The sequence below is a fragment of the Butyricimonas sp. RTP31003st1_G1_RTP31003_210430 genome, assembly GCF_040920905.1.
Taxonomy (GTDB): Bacteria; Bacteroidota; Bacteroidia; order Bacteroidales; family Marinifilaceae; genus Butyricimonas; species Butyricimonas paravirosa.
In genome coordinates this window covers 1-3,756 of the sequence record NZ_JBCOSQ010000128.1, presented here as the reverse complement: position 1 = coordinate 3,756, position 3,756 = coordinate 1, and the positions used below count along the sequence as shown (strand labels likewise).

Annotated in this window: 3 protein-coding genes; all 3 read right to left on the bottom strand. The window is 40.9% G+C overall.

Annotated features, from left to right (window positions below; genetic code table 11):
• Positions 1 to 130: 130 nt before the first annotated feature.
• Complete coding sequence (locus AB5542_RS21075; RefSeq protein WP_032532373.1) at positions 131 to 1,237, bottom strand: tyrosine-type recombinase/integrase; 1,107 nt, start codon at positions 1,235 to 1,237, stop codon at positions 131 to 133.
• A gap of 95 nt (positions 1,238 to 1,332) precedes the next feature.
• Complete coding sequence (locus AB5542_RS21070) at positions 1,333 to 1,947, bottom strand: TetR/AcrR family transcriptional regulator (RefSeq protein ID WP_202194282.1); 615 nt, start codon at positions 1,945 to 1,947, stop codon at positions 1,333 to 1,335.
• 770 nt (positions 1,948 to 2,717) lie between these two features.
• The gene (locus AB5542_RS21065) at positions 2,718 to 3,623 is read right to left on the bottom strand and encodes a HEPN domain-containing protein (protein ID WP_087421272.1); all 906 of its coding nucleotides are present in this window, start codon (positions 3,621 to 3,623) and stop codon (positions 2,718 to 2,720) included.
• Positions 3,624 to 3,756: the final 133 nt, after the last annotated feature.

The window sequence follows — 3,756 nt, the reverse complement described above, 5'->3', positions numbered from 1 at the left end:
CAAAGAACTTGTAATTATCAAAGTCTTGTCCAATTTCATATATATTCATAATGTTACACTATTTAATTACTGATAATTTTTCGATAAACGCACCTTATGGTGCAGTTCCTATTCACTATTAAATCACTGCCTAATCATCATCTAAACAATCCAGCGGATTGGGTATTTTGGCTTTATGGGCGTTCGACACGTGCAGGTAAATTGCTGTTGTTTTTATGTCGGTATGTCCCATAAGTTCCTGTATGGTTCTTAGGTCAGTCCCTTGTTCAAGTAGGTGGGTGGCAAATGTATGCCGGAGCATGTGCAGGTGTACCCGGTGCTTTATTCCGGCTTTTCTTGCCGCTTCTTTCAACACCTTAACCAGTGCGCTGGGTGAGTATTGTTCGCCCGACTGTTCGCCCTCAAAAAGCCATTTCTGCGGTCTGTATTCCCGGTAGTAAGCCCTTAATTCGTTGAGCAACTTTTCCGACAGCAAGGAATATCTGCATTTCTTCCCTTTCCCGGCAATCCTGATTAGCATACGTTCGCTGATGATGTCTTTCGGGGTAAGGTTCAAAAGTTCGCTTCGGCGTAGTCCGGCAGAGTATATAAGAGAAATCATACACCGATGTTTTCGATTGGGCAACTGTGCGAAGATGCTTTTCATTTCTTCCCGGCTTAATACTTCGGGCAACGCCTTGTACTCTTTCGCACGGGCTATCCCGCCATAATATTGCCGCCTGCCTTTCCGCACTTTCTCGTAATAGAACTTGATAGCATTGATACGCATATTCTGCTGGGTGGCGGATATATGTTTTTCCTTTACCATATGGAGCATATAACTGTTGATGTCCTCGACCGTCAGCAGGTCAAGGTCATGCCCCTTGTGGTATTCCATGAAGTCGCTGAAATAGATTTTATAGGCTTTTATGGTGGAAAGGCTGTACCGCTTCTGTTCCAGCAGTTCCAAGTAGCCTTTCGGCAGTGTGTATTCCCTTTTGGGTTTGGGATGCCGCACGTAAACCCGGCTGTAATCAATATAGGCGTGGGGTGAATAGCGGTCGTAGAAATCCGGCAGGCTGAAAGCGGCTGACGCTATATATGCAGAGCCGTTACCAGCCATTTCCATGCCCGTGTCTTGGGCGAGCAGCAGGGCGACAGCCTGACTGTTCGCATATTCTATCCGTATGTAGTCCGTACCGTCCCTTGTTTCTTTGTGTAGCACGATGCTTCCTCTTTGTTTCTGAACCTTATTCATGTCGCTGAATTTTGCTTCGCTCCAAAGATAAGATAAAAATACCATTATTTGAACATCTGTTCAAAAATAATCGAGGTTAAAAAAACAAAAGAGTATCAGGTTTTAAGCAGCGAATAGATATGGCGAAAATTTTCTGCCAGTTCGTCCACGTTCAAACCGTTTAGAAATGCTTGTTCGTATGACAGTCCTAAAAACATTTGCCGGAACATGATAGCCGTTTTCTTCACGTCCGTGTTGCTCCTGATTTCCCCGCTTTCTTTTGCCTTCTGTATGACTTTCTCCCATAGGTCATAGTCTTGTCGGTAGATTTTCTCAATTTTCTGCCTGATGCCCGGATAGTACATGCGCACTTGTGACAGAAAGTGAAAGTAGTAGAAGTTAGGACTACAATCATGCGGGCTGCTATTATCGCCAATTAGTTCAACAATCCTTTTCATGGAAGCGGCTACCCCCGCCACGTATTGCCCGATGAACTCCGCCAACGTATCGGCAGGAGCGGCAAACTTGTTTTCCGGTTCGTGCATTTGCAACACGTATTTGTCCGCCACAGCCATGAATAAATCCAGCTTGTGCGGAAAATAATAAACGATACCCGTTTTTGTCACCCCGCAGGCTTTGGCAAGCGTGATAATGCTTGCTTTCTCGTAGTTCATCCTGACAAATACGCCGAACGCTTTATCTATTACTTCTTCACGGTTAGTTATTATCATACACGTTTGTTTTTAATCGGTTACGAAGATACGGATTTTGTTTTAACCATTTGTACCCCAGTGCTTTTTTTAGTGCAAGGTGCAAGTATATATTTATATATATAGCTTGCACCTTGCACTAACCCAAAAATATTTATTATCAGATATTTGCGAGTTTCAAAAGAAAGCCGTATCTTTGAACCCGAAAGTTAGGCAGACAAACAGCGGTCAAAGTTGGACAAGCCCAACATCTGAAAATCGTTACTGTTTCGTTACCTATTTGAAATTTTGAAAGCAAAGTAGCTGAAATATAAGCGGTTAGAGTTATAGGTTCAAAACCCTGTCTCTCCGCAAAAAAAGAGCAAGAACAAGAGAGTTAGCATACAAAAGTTGACTCTCTTTTTGCATCTAAAAGGATTCGAACGAAGGGATGGTGGGTTCGTAACGCGTTCATGAGAAGTCCGAAGGACTTCGAGTCATCCCTCCCTCTCCGCAAAAAAGAGCAAGAACAAGAGAGCTAGCATACAAAAGCTGACTCTCTTTTTGTATTTTAAAGGATTCGAACAAAGGGATGGTGGGTTCGTAACACAGTCAAAAAATAACCGTAACTTAACCGTAGAGTAATCGAGAAAATACCCCTCACTCGTTCGTCAAACAGAGCTTACTCGTGGCTCATGTAATCCGGATTGTATGAACCACGAGCAAGTCCCGAATCAACTTCGAAAAAAAGGTAGTTTCTCCCCCCATTCTCAATAAGACGACCATTACTTCTCCTCTAAATTACACAATTCTTATCTCCTTTTCTTTTCTGTCTTTGCCAACCCTTCATACTCCTTTATTCTCCGTTCACACACATCCTTTGTAACCATTCCAAACTTTTCAACCTTCACCATCAAGTCTTCAACATCTTCCCGGCTTACTTTAAATTCCGGATTATAACGAGCTTCGATGTAAGAACACACAAGTATTTTAAATAATCGTTCTTCTTCTTCATTCCCAATAGGAAAAACTCGAATCAGTTCGGGAGCATATCCGCGTGAAACCTTAAAAAGCTCTTCTAAATTATGCTCCTTATCGTTTTTCAGGGTAAATGTCAACAAAATTGCGCTGAACAAATTTTCACAAGCTTGATGCAAATTAAAAGAAGACATGACATATTCTTCCTTATCATACATAAAAACAGCTTGCTCTATAAAAAGTCTGGCTTTAGCGAATTTTTCTCTAAAATATTCTTCCCCTTGTTTCTTTATTTCCCCAAAATTCAATGGTTTCCGTCTCGCCAGTTTATTATTCCCACTATTATAAAGCATTATCCCATCACGCTTTAATTCAGTATAAAAATAACGACTGTATTTCAAATCTTCATTTACTTTCTTTATGCTATCATGAATAAACTGCACGGGAACCCGATAACGATGATCCCCCCGTTTGTCGTAAATATTGCGAACGCTTACCAACTTATTTTCAATTTTTTCATAGCCCCATGCACTATTAATGACCAATATATCATAATCACTTTTAAAAGAAGTAGGTATACCAAATTCTTCGCGCTCATCATAACTCACGTAAGTACCGCGAGCATAACTCCCATAAAGGATGATCATTTCGCACACCGGAATCTTATCCAGAATTAACTCAACGAGGTATTTCAGATCTTCCCGATTTTTCTTAGGCAGGAAAGCGATTGACTTCTTCATAAATAGCTATTTATTATGAAAGCAAATGTAACGTTTTTCAAGCAGAAAGGGATGCAAAATCATGGATAGTGTTTCAAAAAGTGTGTAAATTCCTTCTTTTCTCATGACTGCAAAATTATAAATAGTTCAATAA